The 21,281-nt window shown below is 71.6% G+C and carries 20 protein-coding genes; 10 read left to right on the top strand and 10 right to left on the bottom strand.

Going from position 1 to position 21,281, the window contains the following annotated elements; translation table 11 throughout:
- Window positions 1-116: 116 nt before the first annotated feature.
- Entirely contained in the window at window positions 117-1,859 is a 1,743-nt protein-coding gene (locus NE234_RS23595; RefSeq protein ID WP_252782673.1) for a pyruvate dehydrogenase, read from the top strand.
- Window positions 1,860-1,863: 4 nt separating this feature from the next.
- Here the strand turns inward: NE234_RS23595 and NE234_RS23590 are convergent, their stop codons facing one another.
- On the bottom strand, window positions 1,864-2,505 hold the full coding sequence (locus NE234_RS23590) for an HAD family hydrolase (RefSeq protein ID WP_252782672.1): 642 nt from the start codon (window positions 2,503-2,505) through the stop codon (window positions 1,864-1,866).
- Between the two features lie 80 nt (window positions 2,506-2,585).
- Here NE234_RS23590 and NE234_RS23585 point away from each other — a divergent pair, with 80 nt between their 5' ends.
- From NE234_RS23585 to NE234_RS23560, 6 genes are all read left to right on the top strand, one after another.
- On the top strand, window positions 2,586-3,404 hold the full coding sequence (locus tag NE234_RS23585) for an alpha/beta hydrolase (RefSeq protein ID WP_252782671.1): 819 nt from the start codon (window positions 2,586-2,588) through the stop codon (window positions 3,402-3,404).
- 7 nt (window positions 3,405-3,411) lie between these two features.
- A complete protein-coding gene (locus NE234_RS23580; protein WP_252782670.1) occupies window positions 3,412-3,966 on the top strand; it encodes a nucleoside/nucleotide kinase family protein in 555 nt (184 codons plus the stop codon).
- Between the two features lie 148 nt (window positions 3,967-4,114).
- On the top strand, window positions 4,115-5,083 hold the full coding sequence (locus NE234_RS23575) for a DUF5954 family protein (protein ID WP_252782669.1): 969 nt from the start codon (window positions 4,115-4,117) through the stop codon (window positions 5,081-5,083).
- 81 nt (window positions 5,084-5,164) lie between these two features.
- Complete coding sequence (locus NE234_RS23570) at window positions 5,165-6,460, top strand: VWA domain-containing protein (protein WP_252782668.1); 1,296 nt, start codon at window positions 5,165-5,167, stop codon at window positions 6,458-6,460.
- Between the two features lie 2 nt (window positions 6,461-6,462).
- Window positions 6,463-7,272: a hypothetical protein gene (locus NE234_RS23565; protein WP_252782667.1), complete on the top strand. Its 810-nt coding sequence runs from the start codon at window positions 6,463-6,465 to the stop codon at window positions 7,270-7,272.
- Between the two features lie 106 nt (window positions 7,273-7,378).
- The gene (locus NE234_RS23560) at window positions 7,379-8,815 is read left to right on the top strand and encodes a serine hydrolase (protein WP_252782666.1); all 1,437 of its coding nucleotides are present in this window, start codon (window positions 7,379-7,381) and stop codon (window positions 8,813-8,815) included.
- A gap of 130 nt (window positions 8,816-8,945) precedes the next feature.
- On the opposite strand, the gene NE234_RS23555 is transcribed toward NE234_RS23560, so the two are convergent.
- The 7 genes from NE234_RS23555 to NE234_RS23525 form a co-directional block, all read right to left on the bottom strand.
- Window positions 8,946-9,518 (bottom strand): DUF3618 domain-containing protein, encoded by a 573-nt coding sequence (locus tag NE234_RS23555; RefSeq protein WP_252782665.1) that lies wholly within the window; start codon window positions 9,516-9,518, stop codon window positions 8,946-8,948.
- On the bottom strand, window positions 9,518-9,964 hold the full coding sequence (locus NE234_RS23550) for a phage holin family protein (protein WP_252782664.1): 447 nt from the start codon (window positions 9,962-9,964) through the stop codon (window positions 9,518-9,520). The genes NE234_RS23555 and NE234_RS23550 overlap by 1 nt, the downstream gene beginning before the upstream one ends.
- Before the next feature lie 106 nt (window positions 9,965-10,070).
- Window positions 10,071-10,532: a hypothetical protein gene (locus tag NE234_RS23545; protein WP_252782663.1), complete on the bottom strand. Its 462-nt coding sequence runs from the start codon at window positions 10,530-10,532 to the stop codon at window positions 10,071-10,073.
- The gene (locus NE234_RS23540) at window positions 10,529-14,731 is read right to left on the bottom strand and encodes a CHAT domain-containing protein (protein ID WP_252782662.1); all 4,203 of its coding nucleotides are present in this window, start codon (window positions 14,729-14,731) and stop codon (window positions 10,529-10,531) included. The genes NE234_RS23545 and NE234_RS23540 overlap by 4 nt, the downstream gene beginning before the upstream one ends.
- A 71-nt stretch (window positions 14,732-14,802) precedes the next feature.
- On the bottom strand, window positions 14,803-15,576 hold the full coding sequence (locus NE234_RS23535; RefSeq protein ID WP_252782661.1) for a L,D-transpeptidase: 774 nt from the start codon (window positions 15,574-15,576) through the stop codon (window positions 14,803-14,805).
- Between the two features lie 186 nt (window positions 15,577-15,762).
- A complete protein-coding gene (locus tag NE234_RS23530; RefSeq protein ID WP_252782660.1) occupies window positions 15,763-16,299 on the bottom strand; it encodes a hypothetical protein in 537 nt (178 codons plus the stop codon).
- 319 nt (window positions 16,300-16,618) lie between these two features.
- The gene (locus tag NE234_RS23525) at window positions 16,619-17,467 is read right to left on the bottom strand and encodes an oxidoreductase (RefSeq protein WP_252782659.1); all 849 of its coding nucleotides are present in this window, start codon (window positions 17,465-17,467) and stop codon (window positions 16,619-16,621) included.
- 80 nt (window positions 17,468-17,547) lie between these two features.
- On the opposite strand from NE234_RS23525, the gene NE234_RS23520 reads away from it, so the two are divergent.
- On the top strand, window positions 17,548-18,162 hold the full coding sequence (locus tag NE234_RS23520; RefSeq protein WP_252782658.1) for a TetR/AcrR family transcriptional regulator: 615 nt from the start codon (window positions 17,548-17,550) through the stop codon (window positions 18,160-18,162).
- A 56-nt stretch (window positions 18,163-18,218) separates the two neighbouring features.
- Here the strand turns inward: NE234_RS23520 and tgmC are convergent, their stop codons facing one another.
- Window positions 18,219-19,448 carry an ATP-grasp peptide maturase system methyltransferase gene (gene tgmC, locus NE234_RS23515; RefSeq protein ID WP_252782657.1) on the bottom strand — a complete coding sequence of 410 codons (1,230 nt, stop codon included), beginning with the start codon at window positions 19,446-19,448 and terminating at the stop codon, window positions 18,219-18,221.
- Window positions 19,449-19,499: 51 nt separating this feature from the next.
- Between tgmC and NE234_RS46045 the strand changes: the two genes are divergently transcribed.
- Entirely contained in the window at window positions 19,500-19,745 is a 246-nt protein-coding gene (locus tag NE234_RS46045; RefSeq protein WP_406567057.1) for a Scr1 family TA system antitoxin-like transcriptional regulator, read from the top strand.
- Window positions 19,742-19,840, top strand: coding sequence for a DUF397 domain-containing protein (locus NE234_RS23510; protein ID WP_252782656.1), 99 nt, complete (start codon window positions 19,742-19,744; stop codon window positions 19,838-19,840). Before NE234_RS46045 ends, NE234_RS23510 begins: the two co-directional genes overlap by 4 nt.
- A 29-nt stretch (window positions 19,841-19,869) precedes the next feature.
- Here the strand turns inward: NE234_RS23510 and NE234_RS23505 are convergent, their stop codons facing one another.
- The gene (locus tag NE234_RS23505; RefSeq protein ID WP_252782655.1) at window positions 19,870-21,249 is read right to left on the bottom strand and encodes an EsaB/YukD family protein; all 1,380 of its coding nucleotides are present in this window, start codon (window positions 21,247-21,249) and stop codon (window positions 19,870-19,872) included.
- Between the last annotated feature and the right edge of the window lie 32 nt (window positions 21,250-21,281).

Raw genomic sequence — 21,281 nt, 5'->3', positions numbered from 1 at the left:
GGGGCCGCACGCCGCCGGTGTGCGGCCCCGCCGGGCGGGGCAGGGGTGGTACGAGGGCCACGGCGACTCTGCCGAGATCCCGGCGGGGCCGCCGCCCAGTCGGGGGGTACCGAGCGATGGCCAAGCGAACGGTCGCGGAACAGCTCGTCGACCTGCTCGTACGCGCGGGCGTCCGGCGGCTCTACGGCGTGGTCGGGGACGCGCTCAACCCCGTCACCGACGCCGTACGCCGCAACGCCGCGATCGACTGGGTCAAGGTGCGGCACGAGGAGACCGGGGCGTTCGCCGCGGGCGCGGAGGCGCAGCTGTCCGGGCACCTGGCCGCGTGCGCCGGCAGCAGCGGGCCGGGCCACGTCCACCTGATCAACGGGCTGTACGACGCGCATCGCAGCATGGCGCCGGTGGTGGCGGTGGCCGCGCACATCCCCAGCGCCGAGATCGGCACGGCGTACTTCCAGGAGACCCACCCGGACCGGCTGTTCGCCGAGTGCAGCCACTACTCCGAGCTGATCTCGACGCCGGAGCAGACGCCGCGCGTCGTCACCACCGCGATCCAGCACGCCGTCGGGCGTTCCGGCGTCGCCGTCGTGAGCGTCGCGGGCGACGTCGCCGGGCAGGACGCCCCGTCACGGGACGGCGACGTCGCCGTGGTCACCGAACGGCCCGCCGTACGGCCCGGCGACGCGGAGATCGCCGAGCTGGCCCGGCTCGTCGACGAGGCCGAGGCGATCACGCTGTTCTGCGGGCGCGGGACCGCGGGCGCCCACGACGAGGTGATGGAGTTCGCCGAGCGCGTCAAGGCGCCGGTCGGGCACGCGCTGCGCGGCAAGGACTGGATCCAGTACGACAACCCGTTCGACGTCGGCATGTCCGGGCTGCTCGGGTACGGCGCCGCGTACGAGGCGATGCACGAGGCCGACCTGCTGATCCTGCTGGGCACCGACTTCCCGTACACCGCCTTCCTCCCCGACGACGTGCGCACCGCCCAGGTCGACATCCTGGCCGAGCACCTGGGCCGCCGGTCCCGCCTCGACGTGGCGGTCTGGGGAGACGTCCGCGAGACGCTGTGCGCGCTCATCCCGCGGGTACGGGAGAAGACGGACCGCCGCTTCCTGGACCGGATGCTGAAGAAGCACGCCGACGCCCTCGAAGGGGTGGTCACCGCCTACACCCGTGACGTCGAGCACCACCGGCCGATCCACCCCGAGTACGTCGCCGCGATCCTGGACGAGGAGGCCGCCGACGACGCGGTCTTCACGGTCGACACCGGGATGTGCAACGTCTGGGCGGCCCGCTACCTGTCCCCGAACGGCCGCCGCCGCATGATCGGCAGTTTCACCCATGGCAGCATGGCGAATGCCATGCCCCAGGCCATCGGCGCGCAACTGCTCCACCCGGGCCGGCAGGTGATCAGCATGTCCGGGGACGGCGGCTTCTCGATGCTGATGGGCGACCTCCTCACGCTGGTGGAGTACGACCTGCCGGTGACGGTCGTGCTGTTCGACAACTCCAGCCTCGGCATGGTCGACCTGGAGATGATGGTCGGCGGGTTCCCGCCGTACGCGACGACCTATCCGCACACCGACTACGCCGCGATCGCGCGGGCCGCCGGAGCGCACGCCGTCCGCGTCGAGGACCCGCGCGACGTACGCGACGCGCTCCGCGAGGGGCTCGCGCACTCCGGCCCGTCGCTGGTGGACGTGGTCACCGACCCGAACGCCCTGTCCATCCCGCCGCGCATCACCGGCCGCCAGCTGGCCGGCTTCGCCACGACCACCAGCAAGCTGGTGCTGAGCGGCGGCGTCGGCCGCATGGTCCAGCTCGCCCGCTCCAACCTCCGCAACATCCCCCGCCCGTGACGCATCAGTTTGCGGTGAGGAGCGTACGGCCGAGGGCGTACGCCTCGTGCAGGTCGTCGCCGCGGTAGTCGAGGGCGGCGAGCTCGGCCAGGTGGTGGTCGGCGTTGACCGCGACGGTCCTGGTCAGCCGCCGGAACAGCGGGGCGTCGGACATCGAGTCGCCGTACGCGACGCACCGCGCGTGCGACAGGCCGTACCGCTCGCACAGCTCGTCGACGATCCGGACCTTGTCCTCCGGGGTGAGGACGTTCGCCGGATCGAGCGGTTCGCGGAGCGGCAGGGCCGGGAACCGTGAGGCGATCACCTCGTCGAAGCCCAGGTCGAGGAGGTGGCGGGCGAAGAAGTCGGGCGACATCGTGATCACCACCGACCGCTCGCCGCGCTCCCGGATGTCGGCGCAGACGTCCTCGATGCGGGCCAGCCAGGGGCTCGCGGCGAAGGCGTCCGCGACGACGGCCGGCGTCAGCTCCCGCCAGAGCCCGTGGATGGCGGTGGAGAAACCCCGGGTGTCGAGCTCCCCGGCCGCGAACCGCGCCTCCAGCTCGACCAGCTCCGCCACGGATCCGAGGCGACGGGCGATCTGCAGGCTGGCGGTCGTCCCCCCGAGGAGGGTTCCGTCCATGTCGAACACGTGAAGGAAGGACACGGAACGCGAGTCTGGCCGATGCCGTCTCCCGGCACGAGCGAATAAAACGAGCGGCGGGGGCCCGGTTACCATCGCTGCTCATGACCGTTCCGGATCTGGACGAACTGCGCGAAGGAAGCCGGCGCCGGGCCGCGGCGCGGCCCAAGGGCCCGGAACTGGCCCGGGCCGAGGACGTCCGGCTCCCGGACGGACCGGCGCTGCGGCACTACCGCCCGTCCGAGGAGGAACGGCCGCTCGTCGTCTTCGCCCACGGCGGCGCGTGGGTGATGGGCGACCTGGACACCCACGACCGGACCTGCCGGCGGATCGCGGAGGCCTGCGACGTCGAGGTCCTGGCCGTGGACTACCGGCGGGCTCCCGAGCACGCGTACCCGGCGGCCATCGACGACGTGGTCGACGTCGTACGCCGGACGAAACCGGTGGCGGTCGCGGGCGACAGCGCGGGCGGCCACCTGGTGACCATGGCCTGCCTGCGGCTGCGCGACGAGGGCGGCCCGCTGCCCGCCGTGCAGATCCTCGTCTGCCCCAACACGGACCTGACGCTGTCCCTGCCCAGCATCGAGGAGAAGAGCGCCGACCACGGTCCGGACGCCGACTTCCTCGCCTGGGCGATCGGGCAGTGGGCGCCCGACCCGGCGACGCGCACCGCGGCCAGCCCGCTCTTCGCCCCCGACCTGCGAGGGATGCCGGACACCATCCTCGTGACCGCCGAGCACGACACGCTCCGCGACGAGGGCGACGCCTACGCGGCCCGGCTGGCCGAGGCGGGGGTCCGCACCGTACACCGGCGCGAGCCCGGCCTGGAGCACGGCTTCATCCAGGGCATGGACCTGACCAGCGAGGAGGCGGCGGCCGCCGCGCAGCGGCTGTTCGCCGACATCAGGGCCCTAGTCCACTAGAGGGCCGGTGAGCGAGATCTCCGGTCGGCGGGTGCGGGACCTCGGCGCGCGGTTGCGGGCGGCCCCGGCGCGCGCCGGCCGTACCCGTGTCCTTGCGATCGACGGGCGGTCCGGGGCCGGCAAGTCGACGCTCGCCGCCCTGCTGCACCGGGAGTGGTGCGCGCCGGTGGTGAGCCTGGAGGACCTCTACGGCGGCTGGGACGGCCTCCAGCGCGGGGTCGACCTGCTGGTGTCGGAGGTCCTCGTCCCGCTGGCGGCCGGGCGCACCGCGTACGTCCCGCGCTACGACTGGACGAGCGGGCGCTGGCGGGCCCCTGCCGCGCTTCCGCCGCCCGCACTGCTCATCGTCGAAGGTGTCGGAGCGGGAGCGCGCCGCGCCGCCGGTTACGCGAGCGCGCTGGTCTGGCTGGAGGCGGACGAGCGGACCCGCCGGCGGCGGGCGCTCGACCGCGACGGCGACACCTACGCGCCGTACTGGGACCGCTGGGCGGCGCAGGAGGCCGAACTGCTCGCCCGCGAGAGGACCTGGGACCGCGCCGACGTCGTTTTTTGTGATCATTAACGGCATAACTTGTGAATTCGTGGAATATCGGAATTCCGGCGTCGCTGTCGGTGCCCTGACCAGGGAGATATTCGAGGTCGACCGTCTTTTCCCGCGGATCCGCGGGAAAGCGATGCGCGCCCGGGACGTCGCGGGTAAGGATGGGGTCATGTCCTTTCCTTTAATGCCGGGATACGACTACATCAACGTGGTCGCCGACCTCGAGCCGGTCGCCGCGATGCGGGACCGGGACCTCGGAGATCGCATCCGGACGTTCACCAAGCTCCTCCCGGCGGGAGCGCCCGACTTCGGGTACGCCGTGCAGAAGGGCACCGAGTGGCGCATCGGCTGTCTCGGCGCGTCCGACCCGGAGACCGCCCGCTACTCCCTGGCCGCGAGTCTGCGCAGGGGAGCGCGGGACGAGGAGGACGCGGAGACGGCACGCGCGATGCGCGCGGCGGCCGACCGGCTCGACCCGGAGGACGGCCGGCAGCTCCCCAAGGACGAGTGGGAGATCGGTGACCGCCGCTACCGGGTGATCAGGGTCGAGAAGTTCACGCTGATCGGACAGCGGCTGATGGAGCCGCCGCGCCCCACCGACACCGATCCTCCGGACGACGTCCGGCTGCTGGAGGACCACCTTATCGAGCCGCGGACGCCGGTGGGGCAGTGGGAGGCACAGCTGCGGTTGAACCTCGTCGGCCACCTGCCCATCCCCGGGACCGTTCCCGAGACGGTGGAGCTCGAGGCCCGGCACGCGATCCGCACCCATCCGGGCGTGGTCCTGCTCCCGCCGACCTTCACCGTGGTGGAGATCAAGGGAGACTCCTGGGACCCCCTCACCGGCGCGGACGGCCCCGACCGGGCCCGTACTCACCTGGCGAAGTACTTCAGCGAGCTGCTGCCGCGGCTGCTGGAGTTCCAGGGCGAGCCCGCCGAGCCGGAGGAGATCGCCGAGTGGAACGCGGCGGCAGAGCAGATCGAGGCGATGAGAGGGCCGGAGTTCGTGGTGCTGGGGCGTAAGTTCCGCATCGTGCGGGTCTCGCGGATGATCCGCGTCGGCCGGGACGGTCCCGAGGGGCCTCGCCCGTCGGACCAGGAGCGGTACGGCATGCAGGGCACGGAGTCGCGGTCCTGACCGCGCGGCCCCCGACCGGTCGGCCTCACGCCCGGATCGCGCCGATTTAGCGCGCCGTTTGGTGATCATTAGGATCCTCGGGTGATCATCAGACGACGGTCCGCGGCCGGCCTGCTGTGCATGCTGGCCGCTCTGGCGATGTTCGGCGCGCCCCCGGCCCGCGCCGCCAAGGCCAAAGCCACGGAGCCGCCCAAGGTCGAGCTCGTCCTGGACGTCAGCGGCTCGATGCGAGCCCGGGACATCGACGGGCGAAGCCGCATATCCGTGGCCCAGCAGTCCTTCGACGAAGTGGTCGACGCCCTGCCGGGCGAGACCCAGCTCGGCATCCGGGTCCTCGGGTCGCGCTACCGCTTCCCCGGCAGCCCCAAGACCGTCGGCTGCCGTGACACCCAGCAGATCAGCCCGGTCGCCCAGGTGAACAAGGTCGAGGCGAAGGCCGCCATCGCCACCCTGCGCCCCACCGGCTGGACCCCGATCGGCCTGGCCCTGCGCGCCGCGGCCAAGGACCTGGGCACCGGCGAGACGACCCGACGGATCGTCCTCATCACCGACGGCGAGGACACCTGCGCGCCGCCCGACCCGTGCGACGTCGCCCGCGAGCTCGCCGCGCAGGGCACCCACCTCGTCATCGACACCCTGGGCCTCACCCTGGACGACAAGGTGCGGCGGCAGCTCACCTGCATCGCCGACGCCACCGGCGGAACGTACACCGCCGTCCAGCACCAGCAGCAGCTCACCAGCCGGCTCAACCAGCTCGTGCACCGGGCCGGCAGCACGTACCAGCGGACCCCGCAGCAGGTCGCGGGCGGCGCGCAGTGCACCAACGCCCCGGTGCTGTCGCCGGGGGTGTACACCGACCGCGAGCGGTTCGGCGAGCACCGCTACTACCGCGTTCCCGTCACCTCGGGGCAGGAGCTGCGCGCCTCCGTGAGCGTCGCGCTCGACCGTACGCTGAACCCCGACTACGGGGTGCTGCTGCGGGCGACGTCCCAGGACGGCCAGGAACTCGTCCGGGGCACGGACGCGGGCAGCGGGCGCACCGACGTCCTGTCCACCGGGCTGCGCTGGTCCGCCCAGGGCCCGGACGGCTCGCCGGAGCCGAGCGCGTCCGCGTCGGCGGGCACGACCGGGTCCGCCTCGGGCACCGTCTGCCTGATCGTGAGCAACTCCTTCGCCGCGCCGCCCGGCGTACGGACCACCCCCGGCATGCCGCTGGAGCTGACCGTCGACGTCGTGCCCTCCTCACCGGCGCCGAGCGGTCCGGACCTCGGCCGCGGCTGGCTGCTGCTCGTCGTGCTCACCGTCGCCGGCCTGGTCGCCGGTCTCATCGTCGGCTGGCTCGCCCGCTGGCGGATCGCCATCTGGAAGGAGAACTGACCGTGCGCGTCACCAGGCTCCTGCCCCTCCCGATCGCGATCGCCGCCCTCGCGCTGACCACCGCCGGACCGGCCTTCGCCGTTGCGAAGTCCTCGCCCAAGCCCCGGACGACGATCGGCACCGCCGGGACGTCGTTCCTCACCGCCACGACCGTGAAGCCCGGCCAGTCCGTACGGCTGTCCGCGTCGACCGGCGACTACCTGTACTGGTCGTTCGCCGCGGCGGCGGGGCAGACCGACCGGATCGCGGTGACGGTCGCGCTGCCCACCGACTCGGCCCGACTCGGCACCGCGACCTGGAACGTCGACGTCTTCGACGGGCTGCGCCGCCGGCAGGCGTGCACAGCCGGTCCGCAGACCGTGACCGCGCAGTCCGGCGCGGCCAAGGTCGCGCTGCAGTGCACGCTGCGGCAGATCCGCTCCTGGGCCGAACCCTGGTCCAGCGATCCGCTGCCGGGCACCTACTACGTACGGCTGTCGGCGACCGACCTGCCGGAGCAGGGTCTCGGCCTGCCGATCGACGTACGGCTGCGGATCAGCGCGAAGCACGGGAACGCCGAGCCGCAGGGCGCCCACCTGAAGGCGCCGCTGTCTCCCGCGGTCAACCCGGGCGCCACGCTGGCCCCGGACGCCGCGCCCTCGGTGGAGCCCTCGGCGGTCAGCTCCGCGCCGAAGCCGCTGCAGCGCGCCAGGAGCTGGTTCTCCTGGCCGTCGACGCGCTGGTGGTGGACGATCGGCGGCGGCGTGCTGGCCGCCGTCGCGGGCGTCGCCGGCTACAGCCTGACCCGGCATCCCCACCGCTGGTTCTCCTGATCCCGGTCCCGGCGCGGTCGCAGGCCGCGCCGGGACCGCGTAACAAGATTGTCGAAATCCGCGATTCGGGCCGCGCCGAAACGATCTTGAAGCTACTTTCGTGATCATGTTGAAATCTCGGATGTGGGGGCGGAGCGTCGTGTGCCTCGCCGCCGCCGGCGCGCTGCTCGGGGCGACCTTCGCGCCGGCCCAGGCGGCGGTCAGGCACAAGGACGACTCCGTAAGCGAGATCGCGAACAAGCTTCAGCAGACGATGGACGGCCTGCGGCTCCAGGACGTCCTCGACACCGACCCGGTCACCACCGCGGCCGCGGCCCGCGCGCTGCGGGCGAACTCCGTCGACAAGGACGCGCAGACATCGCAGCAGCAGGCGCGGCTGCTCGCCGCCGCCACGGACGCGCAGCCGATCTCCCAGCAGCCGCAGTTCGACGCGACCGTCATCGAGCTGGACCGGCACAACCGGCCGGTGTCGTCGGGCACGGTGCTGATGAGCCCGCAGTACCCGCACGGCAAGGTCATCCCGGTCGACAAGAACTTCCACACCAGCGACGTGCGCTGGCGGCAGTGGGACGACTCGGGCTGGTACACCAACCACGGTCAGGGCACGATCGACGTGGTCCCGGGCCGGGAGAACGCCTCGACCGACTTCATGCTGCCCTACCCGGCGTCGGTCCTGAAGCTGATGATCAACTTCGGCGTGCTGCGGCTCGTCGACAAGGGCGTCGTCAACCTGGACGACACCTACAACTACAACCCGACCAGCATCAGCTCGCTGTGCGGCGGGGCGAGCAGCGACACGATCCGCAACTACATCGACGCGTCGATCACCTGGTCGTCGAACGCGGCCTCGTGCGCGCTGATGAAGATGCTGTGGGACCACGACGCGGTCAACGACCTGAACCAGACGTTCCAGGACCTGGGCCTGGAGACGCTCCAGGTCAAGGAGACCAACCCGGCCAACGGCGGGCACTGGAGCAACCCGGTCACGATGAGCTCCCTGGACACCGCCAAGCTGCTCGCGCTCATCAACGGCGCGCCCGGCACGGTGTGGACCGCGCCCAACGGCAAGGCCGTCACCCGGGACGTGCTGAGCAGGTCCTCGCGGGAGCTCTTCAAGAAGGAGCTCTCCGAGCAGGGCATGAACGACGTCCTGTCGACGGTGAACTGGTGCGGCGCGGACTACCCGGCGCCCGGCATCCCGCAGCTCGTCCCGTCCCGGTGGATCGCCGCGGACGGCACCGTCACGGTCGACGGCGACGCCTACCAGCACGACGTACGGCCGTGCAACGCCAAGGCCGAGGTGACGTTCGCCCACAAGACCGGCCTGGTCTCCAACTCGGGCAGCGACGCCGGCATCGTACGGTCGCTGCCGGGTAAGCGGGGTCGTAACTACATCATCGTGGTGTTCTCGAACCTGGGGAACCAGTACATCGACCCGAACCGCCCGCCGACCGCTCCGGGCGCCCACCCGGTCGCCTACAGCGAGAAGTACGCGCAGCTCGGGCTGGCCATCGACAAGTACGAGGCCGCCAAGCACGGATAGGCGGCACCACCGCCATCTCCGCCGAGGGTCTTCGTCACCGGCGCCACGGAGACCCTCGGCGGTTCCGCGAAGACTGGACCGCCCGGCGACCGGGTCTCATGACATCCGATCGCCGGGCGGAGTCGTGTCGTCAGCGGCGCTTGCGCCCCCGGCGCCACAGCCACACGCCGGCCGCCACGCACACCGCGGCCGCGGCGTAGAGGGCCTCGGGCCGCTCACCCGCGGCCCGCGTCGCCTGCCGTCCGGTGCGCGCCACCGTTCGCCGTGCGGGCTCGGGCACGGCCTGACCCACCTTGGCCACCGGTCCCGCCACCTGCTCCCGCACCTGCGGGGCCTTCTCGCGCACGGTCTGCGTGAGCGTCCCGATGGTCCCGGTCGCCTGTTCGCGCAGGTGTGGGGCCTTCTCGCGTACGGTCTGCGTCAGCGTCCCGATCGTGCCGGTCGCCTGGTCGCGCAGCTGCGGAGCCTTCTCGCGCACCGTCTGCGTCAGGGTTCCGAACGTGTCGGTGGCCTGCTCGCGCAGCTGGGTCGCCTTGCCCCGGACCCGCGCGGGCACGTTGGCCTTCTCCGCCAGCGCCTCGACCGTCTCGCCCAGCTCCTCCCGGGTCCGCTCGATGTCGGCCCTCAGCTCCTCCTGGTCACCGGCCTGTGCCTTTTTCTTCGCGTTCTCTTCGGCGCCGCCCGCCGTCGGGGAGTCACTCATCACGCGTGCCTTTCCTTGAGGTGGTCCTTGATCTCGTGCACATCGGTCTTCACGGATTCGGCGGCCTGCTCGGGTACGGGTGGCGTCGCCCGGCGCATCCGTGACCGCCCCGCGGCGGCCAGGAGCCCGGCGATCGCCAGCAGCACCGCGCCGACGATCAGGGCGGCCGCCCAGACCGGCAGCGCGACCGCGAGGGCCGCGACCGCCGCGCCGACGAGCGTGGCGCCGCCGTAGAAGGCCACGGTGCCGGCGCCGCCGAACAGCCCGGCGCCGCGTCCCGCCTCCTTGCCCTTCTCGGTCAGCTCGGCCTTCGCCAGCGCCAGCTCCTGGTGGACCAGCTCGCTGAGCTGCCGTGTCGCCTTGCCGACGAGCTCGCCGGTCGACTCGTCGTGCTCCGTAGACCTATCAGACGGGCTCTTCGTGGGAGGACGGACGCCGCTCGCCATGCCTGCACCCTTTCTTCCGCGTTGAACCGTTCTTCGTCGGGGTTGGTGCGCAGGGGTACCCGGAGAGCAGCGGACCTAACACGAAGCGGAGGTGTAATGACCGGAATCAGCGTTTGAGGTAGACCCCGAAGAGCTGGCTCAGCAGCTTTCCGACGGAGGAGTCCCCGAGCCGCTTGGTGTGCAGCTTGAACGTCCACCCTTTCTCGGGGTCGCGTTCGAGGCGGACGTCGGTCCGGAACGCCAGCAGCACGAGCGCCCCGACGCCGAGCGTGGCGGGGTCGAACCGCTCCCGCGACCCGGCCTGCACGGCGATCGCCCGCTCGACGAGCTCCCGCGTCGCCTCGTCCCCGCCGGCGAGATGCGCCAGCGCCGTACGGGCGAGCGCCCCCGGCGTGGCGTCCGGATCCGGCTCGGCCAGCCCCTCGGCGCCCGTCACGGCCTCGGCGAGGTGCTGCTCCGTCCGCCGCAGCGACGCGGAGTCCACCGGCACCCCCTGCCGCTCCAGCACCAGCCGCAACACCGTCACGGCCTCACCGTCCGCCAGCGCGGCGATCCGATCGTCGATCATGCATCCTCCGGTTCGTCGGCGTTCACATGGTGCAGCACCGTGGCGACCACGGCACGGTCGACCGGATCCGCGAGCGACGCCGCCAGCGCGGAACCACGGGCCCCGGAGAGTATCCGCTGGAGCACCTCCGCCACGGCGGCCCAACCGGGCTCCTGCGCGAGCAGGGCGAGACGGTGCCGGGTCTCCTCGGCCATCTCCCGCTGGCCCCGGCAGGCGGCGACGAGACCGCCGAGCAGACCGCCCCACCACATCACCCGCCACAGCTCGCGCGGTATCTCGACCTCGCCGTTCAGCGCGCCGATCGCGCGCCGGACGACGGCGGTCTCGACGGGGTCGAGGCCGTCCATCACCTCGGGACCACGGGCACCGGCCCGGACCCGCCACACCCGCTGGGCCAGCGGGTGCCAGTCCTCGGACCGCTCGGCCTCGGCCAGGGTGTCCCGCAGGAGCGCGTCCGCCACCGGGTCGTCATCGCGGACCGCGGCGACCAGTCCGGCGATCACCGGATCCCACGCCGCGAACGTAACGGGGAGGCACAGCGCCCAGGCTTCGGCGACCGTTCGCGCGTACAGGTCCTGGGCCGCGGCTCGGTCGGGGACCAGCTGCGTGATCAGTTCTTCGAGGTCGATACCGGGAGTCTCCGCGACGCGCTCACAGAGCTCCGCGAGGTCGGCCGGGACGGGGGCCGTCAGAACCGCAGCCGCAGCACGGAGGTACCTCCGTCTGTCGCCGCCGGTGATCGTCTGAATGAGCGCGGCGGCCAGGAGATGCGCCTGCGCGTGGTCCTGGTCTCCGTTCGACCGGAGGTACTCGCCGAGTTCGAGGTGCCGCTGCCCCGTATACCAGAGGTCCCTGCCGAGGTAGGTGTAGCGAACGGCGTCGCGTCCCAGGTGGAGGGCCACCGTCGTGCGGCCGCGGTTGTACTCGACGAAGGCGAGCATGGAAAGGACCTGGGCGAGCCCGGACAGGTCCTGAGCGTGCTCGAAGGCGAGCCGGCATTTCTGGAGGAGACGCAGAACCTCATCGACGCGGCCGAGCGGGAGCAGATAGGAACAACGATCGAGCTGTACGTCCGCGATCACGTGGTCCGGAGCGCCTCTCTGCCGCATCGACGCGATGATCTCGGCATTGAGCTCCATCCCCCGTTCCCGGTCTCCCAGCTCCTTGGCCAACCCCTCTCGGAGTCTCAGCAGCTCTTCCCGGCACACCCACACGACGACCCCCTCCGACTCGTCCCCCGTCTCCGGCAGGGTGAGCGTCGATTCCCAGAGCCTCTCGGTCTCGTCCATCACCTCCTCCGCCGTCCCGATCGCCCACTGCAACCGCAGCCGGTCGACCTGATTGGACACCTGCGTCCAGGGACCGAGACCGGCGAGCCGCCCATGCTCGACGACCTCCTCGGCATACGCCAGCGCCTCGCTCAGCCGACCGGCCCGCTGGGCGTACCGGGACAGATCCGAGATCACCGCTGCGGCCAGCCGATGCCTTCCCGCCGCGAGGGCGTCCTCACGGACTCTGAGGAGCTGCCGTTCCGCCGCCTGTGGGTCGATGTCCTCCAGCGTCGCGGCGTGCAGACGGGCGATCGCCGGCTCGTCCTCGGTGCCCTTGGTGGCGGCGAAGATCTCGCGGACGAGCGGAAGCATCGCCACCAGCGTCGTGCGTGCTCGATCCCGCATCAGGGTCTGCTCGAGTTGCCACCCGGCCACTTTCCATTCGCCGAGGCGCATGAGATACGGAACGGAGGCGATTCCGGCTCGTGCGATCGCGCCGCCGCCCGTCGCCGCGTACTCGTGTTCCTCCGCCTTGGAGGTGAAGCGGAACCACCACTCGGCCATCAGCCCGTCGACGGTTCGCCGGAACGCCTCACCCGCCGCCGGGCGTCCTGCCGCGACGATGCCCGGATGGACGGCATAGGACGGGGACGCCGAGTCGCCGGCGCGGTGCCGGGAGACCATGCCCAGCCTCACCGGCCGGGACAGCGCCTCATCGAGCGGGGGCGGCTCATCCGGACGGTTCAGGCGCGCCCACAGAGGTTTCCAGACCTCCTCGAGCACCAGGCCGATCCAATCGCTCTCCTCCACGCAGCACAGGAACAGGAAGGCGTCGCGTTCGGCCGGCGCTAACCCGCCGAGCAGGGTGCGCGTCCACGCGCCGAGGGCGTGCAGGTAGTCGTCGCCGGTGGCGTCGGCCACGCCGGTGCGAAAGAAGCTCTCAGGCGAGACGGAGGTTCGCTGCCAGGTGTCCCGTGCGATCGCCACCAGGGTGCGGAGCCGGTCCGGGTCGGACGCCTGGCCGTCGGCCAGCTCCAGGAGCTTCGGATGGCCCTGGGCGGACTCCAGCACCCGTACGGCCAGCCGCTGCGCGGCGTCGGCGTCGATCCCCTCGGCCGTCCCCTCGATCAGTCGGTTCAGCGCGGGCAGCTCCCGCGCCAGCAGCAGCGCCTCGTCCAGCGGGAGGGCGTCGATCGGCTCGACGCGGATCCGGCGGTCCAGGTCCTCGGGAAGCCTCCGGCTGGTCAGCACGAGCCGGCTCAGGCCGGAGTGGGCCGTCAGCGCCGCGACGACGGCGCGCCAGCGCGGGTCGCGCCAGCCTCCGGACTCGGTGAGCAGGGACTCGATGTTGTCGGCCACGATGAGCAGCCGCCGTCGTTCGGCGAGTTCGGTGAGCCGGGGCAGGAACGGCTTCAGCCGTTCGGCGTCGTCCACCAGATGCGCGAACGTCAGTCCCGGCAGCGCCGACTCCAGCGCGATGGCGAACCGGGTCAGCGCGTCGGTGATGTCGCGTCCCTCGTCGGGCGTCTTGAACCAGATGAGGCGCTCGAACGCGTCCTCGTGGGTGTAGGCGAGTTCGAGTGCGCACGCGGTCTTGCCCGCACCGGGCATGCCGTGCAGGAGCACGCCGGACGCACCGCTGCGCGGGGCGAGCGCGCCGCTCGATCGAGCCATGACACCGACGCGCCCGACGAAACGGTCCGGCTGATCGGGAAGACCGGCCAGTTTGAGCCCCCACGGGTCGTAGGACTCCGGTTCGGTACGAGGCGGAGCGACCAGCCGCAGATCTACGGCGTGCGCGCCGAACAGCGCCGGGGTCGCCACCGACAGCGGGGGACAGGCGGGCGTCGGGGGATCCGCGACCACCTCGCGGAGGGCCGTGCCGAGCGCGCGCGGCAGCGGCTGTCCCTTCCCGGCGAGCAGCCCGTACAGCTTCTCCGCCAGGTCGATGGCGAAGTCGTCGATGATCGGAAAGCGCATCGCGAGTACGGCGCAGCCGAGCCGGTCCACCAGTTCGGTCGCCAGCGCGGCCGCCGGGCGCTCCGGGGCCGGCGCGGCGGTGGAGCGTTCGTCGGTGAGCGCGGGAGGTGGGGTCAGCTTCAGCAGACGCAGCTGTTCGGCGGCGGTGAGCGCGCCCGACCAGCAGGAGGACAGGCTGACCAGCGACAGCCGTTCCCGCGCCAGATCCAGCAGGTCGGTCAGGTCGGCGGCGTCGATCGGGTCGGCGGATCCGTCGGCGTGCTCCAGCAGCAGCTCGCCGGGCTCACCGTGGCCGGAGATGTGGACGACGTCCCAGCCCTCGTCCTCCTCCAGGACCTCGCGCAGCCGCTCGCGCGTCGCGCCGTACTGCAGGACGCGGACGTCGACGGCCCGGCCGTGCACGGCGGCGAGCTCCTGGAACAGCCGGGACAGCGCCTGACGCTCACGGCGCAGGTTCAGCGGCCGGTGCCCGGTCGGCAGGCTGAACAGCCCCAGCACGCGCAGCCGCTCCCGTACGCCCTTCTCAGAATCCCTCGGCCCGGCGCCGACCTGCGTGACGAGCGTGACGTTCCGCAGCGCGAGCGGGCGGCGGTCGACGTGGGCGAGTTCGAACGGCCGGAACGCCAGCGTCCGGGCCTCGGCGGGCACGACGATCCGTACCGTCGCGGGCCGCTCGCGGACCATCGCCGCGCCGAGCGGGCCGAACACCTGCTCGCCCAGCCACGCCCCGACCTCGGCGACGATCCGCGTCTCCTGCTCCATCCGCCGGTCCGGCGCCGTGTGCCACAGCAGATAGGACCGCAGGTCGGTGAACGCCTCGTACCGCCAGTCCGTCTCGTCGAGCCGTACGTCGTGGTCACCGAGGAACCGGCCGCCCGGGCCGGTGAGCACCCACCGCCACCGGGCCGGACCGTCGAAGTCCGTGACCTCGCACCGGAGCTCTCCCACGACCACCTCCGCCGATCACTCGATCCGAGCGTACGTGCGGGGATGGCGGGATCACCGCTGATTTCCGGCGGTTAGGACGCGATCTGCACCGGGGTGCCGAGCGGCAGCATCTTCGCCATCTTGGTGATGACGTCGTTGCCGACCCGTACGCAGCCGTGGCTGACGGAGGTGCCGAGCGACTTGGGCTCGTTCGTGCCGTGGATGCCGATGATGGGGTCCTGGCCGTTGAACTGGGTGAGCGTCGTGGAGTAACCGTTCAGGCCGTAGGCGTACGGGCCGTACGCGCCCTTGGGGTTCGGCGCCTGGAGCAGTTCGGTGAGGTAGTAGCGGCCGCCGGGGGTCGGGGTGTCGGCCTTGCCGATCGCGGCCGGGGTGTCGATCAGCACCTTCTTGCCCTGGTACACCTTCACGCGGTGCTTGGACTGCAGCACCTGGACCCAGTAGCTGGTCTTGGCCGTGGTGACGTCCTTCGCGGCGATCCAGCCCTGGCTGCCGTTCGGCGGCGCCGGCAGCAGGACGTGCAGCCAGCCGGGCTGGGTGCCGATGACAAGGAAGACCCGTGTGACGCCGTCCGGGTTGGGGTTCTTCAACCGCATGCTCGGCTCGGCGTCCCCGGGGTTCTGGTAGATCTGCACCGTCTTCGTACGCGCGGTGGCGATCGTGCTCGGGCCGTCGCCGAAGTTCGCCGCATTCGAGGCGGCCGCCGTCGAGTTCGTTCCCGCCGCCGGCGTCTTCTTGTTCGGGTGGGCGGAGCCGCCGCCGCAGCCGGTCAGCGTGACAACGAGGGCGACGCCGATCGTCGCGGCCGCCCAGCGGGGCCGGGACACGGCCGTGCTGATGGACATCGGTCTCGCTCCTTAGCGAATCACGGGTTGGAGGACACGCGGACGGCCCGGGAACGCGCCTTCCCGGGCCGCCTGTGAGCGTTCGTTCGCCGGCCGGTCCTGGGACATGCCTTCCCGGACCGTCTGCGAGCGTCCGTCGTCCTCGGGATCGCGCCCTCCCGTGGCCGACGGTTCAGCGTTCGTACGTCAGCCGGTGAACTTCGGCTGCGCCTTGACCGGCGTCGCCGGGCGGGCCTCGCCGGTGGGCGCGGCCGGGGCCGGCGTCGCCTTCTGCGGCTTGGCGCTGGTCTTGGTCGGCTTCGGGCTGGGCTTGGGGGCGCCCGGCTTCGACGGCTTGTGGGGCTTCTTCGGCGGGGTCGGGGCCGCGGCGCAGTGCTTCACCCCGAACGCGCCGTGCCGCTGCCAGACTGCCCTGGTCTCGGGGTTATAGGCCACCACGATCACCACTGAGGGGTGACCCTTCAGCGTGACGTCGCTGCGGCCGGGTGCGAAGATCCTGGGGCTCATGGGCTCGCGCTTGCCCTCGCTCCAGGTGAACGGCACGAAGAAGGGGTTCGGGTTGCTGACCGTCCAGGTCGGCTGGCCGTTCGCGCTGCACTTGACCGAGAGCTTCAGCCCGGGATCACGGTCGTTGCAGGCCCACGCGGGGGACGCGGCCATGGTGGTGACGGCGAGAGCGGCCGTCGCGCCGGCGAAAGTGAGAGTCGCCCTTTTCAGGCGCATGCAGTACCTCCAGCGAAGGGAAGTAGGTCTGAGAGCGCCGCGAGACTGGTCATCAGCGGCGCATGCGGCACACTATCGGGCAGATAACGCTCATGTCTCACTGTTCGCCCACTTCTTTGCCGTTCGTCACATTACACGCCGCAATCGTCGCCTGTCAGTATGTGATGGATATGCCGTGCGCACGTCGTTGACCAGCTCAAATGTAGGTGGAAACGGCCATCAGATCCCTGACTACGGATTTTCTCCTGTCCGTACGCTCAGTTCTGGAAAGGCTGACCGGCTCAGGGAATGGGAGCGGGTGGGGTCGCCGTCCGAGGCGCTAGGCGATCTGGTGGCCGTCGGAAAAGTCGGTCGAGCGGGAGAGCTCCTCCCACGTGTCCAGATCCTTGTCCAGATCCGCTCGTGCGGCGCGTACGAGGCGCAACGCGTCGGAACCGAGCACCAGGTGGGCGGGCGGGTCGGGCTCGTCGAGGATGCGCAGGACGGCCGCCGCCGCCTTGTCGGGGTCGCCGAGCTGGCTGCCGCTGGCCGCCTGCCGGGCCGCGCGGATCGGCTCGAAGATCTCGTCGTAGTCGGGAACGCTGCGCGGCACGCGGACCATCGAGCGTCCGGCCCAGTCGGTGCGGAAGGACCCGGGCTCGATGGCGGTGACACGGATGCCGAACCCGCCGACCTCCTTCCGGACCGCGTCGAGGATGCCTTCGAGCGCGTACTTGCTGCCGCAGTACGCCGAGACGCCGGGGAAACCGGCCAGGCCGCCCATCGAGGTCACCGCGAGGATGTGCCCGCGTCGGCGCTCGCGCATGTACGGCAGGACGGCCCGTACGGTCGCGGCGGCGCCGAACACGTTGACGTCGAACTGGGCGCGGAGCTCGCTCAGCGGCGTCTCCTCGAAGGTCCCCTCCACGCCGTAGCCGGCGTTGGCGATCAGTACGTCGATGGCGCCGACGGAGGCCTCCACCTCCTCCACGACGGAGTGGACCGCGGCCTCGTCGGTGACGTCGAGGAGGCGTGCGTGCGCGCGTTCGGGGCTCAGGGCCGCGAACTCCTCCGCGTCGGCCTGCTTGCGCACCGTCCCGACGACGGTGTGACCGGCACGGAGGGCCCCGGAGGCGATGGCCCGGCCCAGACCGCTGCTGACCCCGGTGATCAGAAATGTCCTGTCCATGACCCCGACTCTACACGGTGCAGATTTTTATCTGCACTGCGTAGAATACGGTAGTCTCGTCGAGGGGCAGGGAGGGGACGATGGGCAGGCGAACTGGCGCTCCGAGCAAGGGGGACCGGCGGGAGCAGGCGCTCCTCGACGCGGCCGAGGTTCTCCTCGAACAGACCGGCCTGGAGCGGATGACGGTCGATGCGATCGCCCGCGGGGCCGGCATCTCCCGCGGATCGATGTACTTCTACTTCGGTTCCAAGCACGAGGTGCTCGCGGCGCTGGTCCGCCGCACGATGGCCGAGATCCGCCAAGAGGCGTCGATCACCGCCGAGGATCTGGCGTCATCACCGATCGACGCCATGGAGCGGGCGGTCGAGAGCGTCGAGAAGATGTGGCGCGACCACGGCACGGTGATGCGCGCCGCCGTCGAGTACGGCACCGCGCACGCTGACATCGGCGCCGCGTGGGACGAGACCGTGGAGTCGTTCGCCGCGACGATGCGCGGCGTGCTCGCACGTGCGGGCGTGCCCGACGGGGACGGGCCGCAGGACGCCACGGCCCTGGCCCGCGCCCTGTGCTGGATGACCGAGCGGACCTTCTACCAGGCCTCCCGAGCCCCCGACGACCAGTTGGCGCGGGCCGCCGAGACGACCATCGAGGTCTGGCGCCGCGTCATGACGACGCCCGCACCTCCAGAGGGCTGAACCGAAGGCCGTCGGCACCTGCGAAAGCACGGGGCGCTGGCAGCCCGGCGGATCGGCTACCCGACCCCCGGGAACGACTGCTCGAAGAGGTCACCGGGGGACAACGTCAGGCCCGGCATCAGCGGATGTCGCAGGCGCTGCTCTCCCCTGGTGACCTGGAGAGAGAAGGTTTCCGGCGTCGGCTCGCCCGCCCCGTCATAGGCGTCCAGGATCCTTTCGATTCGTTCCCACAGCTTGACCCGGCCGACCTCGCGCACCTGCCAGTCATCCCCGGCCGGAGTGAGGGTGGCGGCCGAACCGCTGACGACGTCGACGAGGTGCAGGACGTCTCCCACGACGGTCAGCTGGGCGTACGGCACGGCGGACTGCGCGAGAAAGCGGAGGTGGAACGCCTGCTCGGTAGGGCTGGTGATCCGGTCAGGGTGGTGCCGGGCGACTCGGGGGCGCTCAGGCAGGTCGGCGACCCAGTGGGCGGGGTTCCCGAACGCGGGAGCGGCGTGTGTGCGCGCCGCCATGAACGAGATGGTCCCGGGCAGTAGGGATCCCCGCGCGGTGTGCCGGTCGATGACGGTGAGCAGGACACGGGCGTACCCGTACAGCCAGCCGCTGAGGGTGATGAGGATCTTCCCGCCCGGCCGGGTCTGAGCTATCAGGGCGGGCGGGACGGTACGGAACGAGCAGGCCGCAACGATCCGGTCGACAGGTGCTTCAGGCCAGTACCCGTACAGCCCGTCGGCGACGGCGAGGGGCGGGTTGTAACCGCAGCCGTACAGGGCGGCGGCGGCCTGATCGAGGCGCCGGCCGTCGACGTCGATGGAGGTGACGGCCTCCGAGCCGAGCCGTTCGCAGGCGAGCGCCGTCGAGTAGCCGGTGCCGGTGCCGATCTCCAGGATCCTGTGCCCATCCCGCAGATCCGCATCGGCCCACATCCGCATGACCAGAGACGGAAGCGTGGAGGAGGAGGTCGGGCTACCGCCGTAGCGGGAGGCGGGCTCCTTCCAGTCGGCTTCGTCTCCGTCGAACTGCGTGACCAGGGTGGTGTCGGAGTAGGCGGCGTGCAGCCAGCGGTCCCGGTCGAGCTCGGCGGTGACCGGCTCCCACACCGTCAGGCCGTCGGCGTCCCGCTGCTCGGCGGGCAGGTAGAAGCCGGGCACGAACGTGTGCCGAGGAACCTTCTCCACCGCGGCTCGCCACCCCGGATCGGGGAGCACGCCTTCGCGGGCGAGTGATTCGGCAAGGGCCGCACGCAGGCGACCCGCCTCAGCCTCGTCGATCGGCATCGCCATGGAACACCGCCTCCTTCCCGCTCAGGATGAGCGCGAACGCCTCAGCGATCGATCTCCGTCCACATCGTCCCCGGTCCGTTGCGCCCGTCCGGCACTGCTGGCGCGTTCGCCATCGCTACCCTGCCGGACAGAAGTGAGTTGGGGTACATGGACACGGTGATCCGCGGACTTACCATCGACGATGTCGAGGACATTCAGGCTCTGTCCGACGCATACGAGGCGATACGGTCGAGAGCCCTGCCCGTCGACGCGTCGAGGGACTTCATCCGCAGGGTGTTGGAGGAGCGATGGTCGTGAACAGCGGCACCTGGCGCAAGAGCAGCCGCAGCGGTGGCAACGGCGGTAACTGCGTCGAGCTGGCCGTCATCGAGAAGGAAGCCGCGCAGAAGTAGCCCGGCCTCGATCGGCCGTCCCGCGGCGGTCAACCGGTGAAGACCCCCGCGACCGTCAGGGCCAGCGGGATGACCGCCGCGGTCAGCATGACCTCGGCGATGCCGACCGTTCGGGACAGCGGGAACGGTCCCGGTGGCAGGCCGACGGGCACCGGGCGCCGGCCGCGTTCGGCGCGTCGGCGGTCGCGCGACCACAGGCAGGCGGGAAGGATCGCCGCCGCGCCGGCGACGAGGACGGCGACGGAGAGGATGGCGGGCAGACTCCCATGACCATCGGAGAAGCCGACGCCGAGCCAGATCAAGCCGGACGTTCCGGCGAGGGCGAACGCGAGGCGCTGAACGTCATCGTGGGCGGAGCGCACCCGCGCGAGGGCCGTCGCCGCGACGACCGCACACGTCACCCTCGCGGGCCAGCGGGCCGTGAACGACATGACGCCGTCGCCGGCGAAGACGGCGGCGGTCACCGCGACGGCCGCTCCGGTGAGCAGTTCCTCCGTGAGCCGCTCGACGCGCGCACGGGCCGGCTCCCCCGGTGTGTCCTCCAAGCCGGCCGGGACCTGGGGCATGGGCGTGTGGATTCGCCGGATCACGGCCTGGAACAGCCGGTGGCCGGGCAGCACGACGGCGAGAGTGAGCGCCGCGACCTCCGCGGCGGAGAATCGGGGAACGGCGAGGGCGAGACCGGCCGCCGCCGCGCCCACGACCGCGGTTCCCACGACGGCGGCGAACACCGTGATGAGGCGAGCGGTCACCGCCGCGGCGAGCACCGCGATCAGGCCGGTCGCGGACAGGCCGAGCAACAGCTGCTCAGGGCCCGCCCGGACGATCGACGGAGTGTCGAGGGTGGCCAGGAAGCCGGCGAGGAACGCGGGGGGGACGGCGCCCAGCCCGCACACCGCTCCGACGCCGGCCGTCCTCTCGAAGCGGCATGCGACGGCGGCCACGGAGATCAGCACGAGAGAGAGCACGGCCGCCACGACCGCCGGCGCGCCCCACGGCGGGCCACCGAGGAGCAGCAGGATGACCGCGGCGGAGGGCACCGACGCGGCGACGGTCAGGATGTAGCCGTACGACCAGTCCGGCGAAGGCCCCTCGACGTCCTCCCCCCGCCGGCCGGTCTCATCGACGGACAGCTCGGGGAACTGCCGCATCGCCGGCCGCAGGAACAGCACCTCACCGTGAGTGAGCCCGATCTGGGCGGGTGTCATCGCCTCCTGGATCGGCGCCTCGTCCAGGCGCTGCAGCACCCAGCCGTCGTGTTCGAGGCCCGCCTCGGCGAGGTCCCGGCCCGAATAGTCGAGGATCAGGGGAAGCAGATCGGCGAACGGCACATCGACGGGAAGAGCGAGGTCCAGCCGGCGTTGCGGGCCATCGATCGTCACCCGGCAGAGGTCTTCACCCTCTGTCATGCTGGTCGGTCCTCACCACGTCGTTCCGATGG

Source organism: Actinoallomurus rhizosphaericola (assembly GCF_024055675.1).
In the GTDB taxonomy this organism is placed as follows: Bacteria; Actinomycetota; Actinomycetes; order Streptosporangiales; family Streptosporangiaceae; genus Actinoallomurus; species Actinoallomurus soli.
This window is presented reverse-complemented; position numbering and strand designations above follow the sequence as displayed.